This is a genomic window from Marinovum sp. PR37, assembly GCF_028807375.1.
GTDB lineage: Bacteria > Pseudomonadota > Alphaproteobacteria > Rhodobacterales > Rhodobacteraceae > Marinovum > Marinovum algicola.
Window position 1 is genome coordinate 1 of sequence record NZ_JARAML010000059.1, and the last position, 3,672, is coordinate 3,672.

Annotated in this window: 3 protein-coding genes; all 3 read left to right on the forward strand. The window is 59.8% G+C overall.

What is annotated here, in order from left to right; genetic code table 11:
- The first annotated feature begins 571 nt into the window (after positions 1-571).
- The 3 genes from dcm to PVW49_RS23535 are packed head-to-tail and all read left to right on the forward strand — an operon-like array spanning position 572 to position 3,528.
- The gene (gene dcm, locus PVW49_RS23525) at positions 572-1,846 is read left to right on the forward strand and encodes a DNA (cytosine-5-)-methyltransferase (protein ID WP_274591782.1); all 1,275 of its coding nucleotides are present in this window, start codon (positions 572-574) and stop codon (positions 1,844-1,846) included.
- The gene (locus PVW49_RS23530; protein WP_274591783.1) at positions 1,839-2,306 is read left to right on the forward strand and encodes a very short patch repair endonuclease; all 468 of its coding nucleotides are present in this window, start codon (positions 1,839-1,841) and stop codon (positions 2,304-2,306) included. Before dcm ends, PVW49_RS23530 begins: the two co-directional genes overlap by 8 nt.
- The gene (locus tag PVW49_RS23535; RefSeq protein ID WP_274591784.1) at positions 2,293-3,528 is read left to right on the forward strand and encodes a type II restriction endonuclease; all 1,236 of its coding nucleotides are present in this window, start codon (positions 2,293-2,295) and stop codon (positions 3,526-3,528) included. The genes PVW49_RS23530 and PVW49_RS23535 overlap by 14 nt, the downstream gene beginning before the upstream one ends.
- Positions 3,529-3,672: the final 144 nt, after the last annotated feature.

Genomic DNA, 3,672 nt, shown 5'->3' on the forward strand with positions numbered 1-3,672 from the left:
TCCTGATTGACGCCGGATTCTCATCTTGTTTGTCGCGCTGCAGAGAAGCGGGTTGTCGGTTGGTGGGTTCTGGAAGGGCACTATGTTTTGCATTCCGTTGTGGCTGTTGCTGGTAAATTCTTCTGTGTCACGCCAACTCCGCTGCATCTCCAAACATCGTTTTTGTTTATCCCTGACCCGGGAATTGAAGAGCGACTAGACGACGGAGAGATTTGTCGCTTCCGAGGCGGTCAACGCATTGGGCCGGGATTGCGAGTCGATCCAATCGAAACGATCCGCGTTGGTGCCGAGACACGAAAACGCTTGGAAGCCGGGGGCGACCCCTATCGCGCCATATAGCGTGGACCATGCAGTTTGGATTGCATTGTAGCGAGTTGCTTTTGTCGCGCTCCCTGAGCGGAAGCCATGTCAAAATGCTGCGGCCTCATGACTGACGCTCCCACGCGCGATGAGCGTGGCAATCAGTTGTTTACCTCTTCGGAGCACCCTCAACAAAAATTCCCCTTTTGTTCTTGCCTTCGTGTGTCGAATGCAGCAAGGATGACAAAAATCGACCCAGAGGATCCGCTACATGCTTGATGAAACCCGTTCCGACTTCTCCCGTCTGCGCGAGCGCGCAGGCCTGTCAGTAGAGGCCCTGGCACCACTCACCGGCTATTCCCCGGCGACCCTCTACCGTTGGGAGCGGGGCGAGGCTACGCCACGGCAAGCCGCGCTTGTGGTGCTCGAAGACCTCGTTAACAAGCGCAGTGCGACCGAACCCGAGAAGCCCGCCTTCCGTTTCATTGACCTGTTCGCGGGGATCGGCGGGATTCGCCGGGGGTTCGAGCCTTTGGGCGGGAAATGCGTCTTCACCTCTGAGTGGGACCGCTTTGCCCAGACCACCTATGCCGCGAACTTCCCCCATGACGATCACGAGATTTCGGGGGACATAACCAAGACCGAGGCCAAGGACATCCCTGAACATGATCTGCTGCTTGCGGGCTTCCCATGCCAGCCTTTCAGCATCGCAGGCGTGAGCAAGAAGAACGCGCTGGGCCGCGCCCACGGCTTCGCGGACGAGACACAGGGGACGCTTTTCTTTGACGTGGCCCGTATCATTGCCGAACACCGCCCGAAGGCATTTCTGCTTGAGAACGTGAAGAACCTCGTGAACCACGACAAAGGGCGCACGTTTGCGGTGATCATGCGGACCCTGCGCGAGCTTGGCTATCACGTCCCGACGCCGCGCGTGATCAATGCCAAGGGCTATGTCCCCCAGCACCGGGAACGCATCCTGATTGCAGGTTTCCGGGAGGAGTGCGATTTCTCCTTTGACGATCTGGACGTGCCTTCCCCGCTCAACGGGCCAAAACTCGGGACGATCCTGCACCCCGAAGACGGTTCAGAGAAGGCACCCGACAAACACTATACGGATGCCAACGGGCGCGTGAGCGACAAATACACCCTGACCGATCACCTCTGGCAGTATCTGCAAGACTACGCGGCCAAGCATCGTGCTGCCGGGAACGGCTTCGGTTTCGGGCTTGTGGGTAAGGGAGACGCGGCGCGCACCCTTTCGGCGCGGTATTACAAGGATGGATCGGAAATCCTGATTGACCGGGGCGAAGGAAGGAACCCGCGCCGCCTGACCCCAAGGGAGTGCGCCCGCCTGATGGGGTTCGACAAACCTGGCGAGTCCAGTTTCATCATCCCGGTCTCCGATACGCAGGCATACAAACAGTTCGGGAACTCGGTAGCGGTTCCGGTCATCGAGGCCGTGGCTCGCCACATGCTGCCTTACATCGCGGCAGAGGCTTCACAGGACCAAGAGCACCTGCAAAGGCGTTTGCCCCTCCTTGGCTGACGTAGTGGACGCCGCGACCCGTTCGCGGATGATGGCAGGGGTACGCGGGAAGGACACGCGGCCCGAAATGATCCTGAGGCGGGGACTCCATGCCCGGGGCTTCCGCTACAGGCTGCACGACCGGCGCTTGCCGGGTTCCCCCGATCTGGTGTTCCCTGGACGCCGCGCTGTCATCTTCATCCACGGGTGTTTCTGGCACGGGCACGGCTGCCACATGTTCCGGCTGCCCGCCACGCGGCGCGAGTTCTGGGAGGCGAAGATAGAAGGCAACTGCGCCCGGGACGAAGCTGCCGAGGCCGCTCTTCTGGCCGATGGGTGGCGGGTGCTGACGATCTGGGAATGCGCCCTCAAGGGCCGGGAGCGTCTGCCTGTGGAAGAGGTGCTTGACCGTGCGGCGGATTGGCTGGCCAATGGCCCGATAAAGGAAACGATTGCGGGAGGGGCAAATGGCAGTCTCTGATTTCACGGATTGGCTCGGGGTTTTCTGTGCGCCCGGAGTCGCTCTTTTCGTGAAGCGCCTTTCGGGCAATGACACCCTCGCCAACGGCGCGCATCAGGCAGGCCCCTACATCCCGAAGGACTTCCTCTTCCGTATCTTTCCGATGATCAACCGGACGGATGAGAAGAACCCCGATCACCGCTTTGAACTGGCAGTCGACTCCCATATGGACGCTCGGGAAGTGCGGGTGATCTATTACAACTCGAAGCGCCACGAGGGCAAACAGAATGGACGCGACGAAACCCGGCTGACCAATTTTGGGGGCGGTGCATCGGCGCTGTTGGACCCGGAAAGCACGGGCGCGCTTGCGGTCTTTGCATTTCCTCTGGACGAGAACGGCACTGCCACAAGCTGCCATGTCTGGGTATGCCGCCATGAGACCGAGGAAGATATTGCGGAGGAGCGGTTCGGGCCAATCGAGCCGGGGCGCTTCGTCATGTGGTCTCCCGAGCAGCCTGGACTATTTCCACCCTATGCCGCTGGACGCGCGAGTTGCTGGCTTGAACCCGCCAAGATACCGCCTGCATGGCTGGCGCAATTCCCGACCGGGGCAGAGATCGTGCGCAAAACGGTGGAACTCCGCCCGGAGCACGGGACTCCGCCCGACAAGCGACTTCTGCGCCGTCGGGAGTGCGAGTTCGAAATCTTCCGCAGCGTGGAAGAGGCGATAGAGCTTCCTGCGATCAAGGCGGGCTTCACCACCCTAGACGGCTTCATATCCCGGGCACAAACCATCCTGCAACGGCGAAAGGCGCGCTCGGGACGCTCGCTGGAACTGCATACCCGTGAAATCCTGATCGAAGAGCGGTTTCGGGAAGGTGCGGATTTCGAGCATGGGCCACAATCGGAACCGGGGAAGCGACCAGACTTCCTGTTTCCCTCACAGGCTGCGTATCGTGATCCGAACTTCCCTGCCGCCCGCCTTCGGATGCTGGCCACCAAAACCACCTGCCGTGACCGCTGGCGGCAAGTGTTGAATGAGGCAGACCGGATTCCGGTGAAACACCTCCTGACCTTGCAAGAGGGTGTTTCCGAGGCGCAGTTCCGGGAAATGACACAGGCGAAGGTGCAGCTTGTGGTGCCTGAACCACTGATCGGCAAGTTTCCTGCAAGCATCCGGACCGACATTCAGACGCTTGAAAGCTTCATGGGTGATCTGCGTTTACTCGCAGTCGCTTCTTAGTCGTCTGGACTCATGGTGAGAATGCCAGGCCTCGATATGTGCCGAGCAAATTCTTGGGTAAGCTTTGATGTCAACTCTTCTCTCAGCCGATATGCAGCTTTCTGAGCTACTCCCCATCTTTTGGACAGGATCTGGCGTAAACTA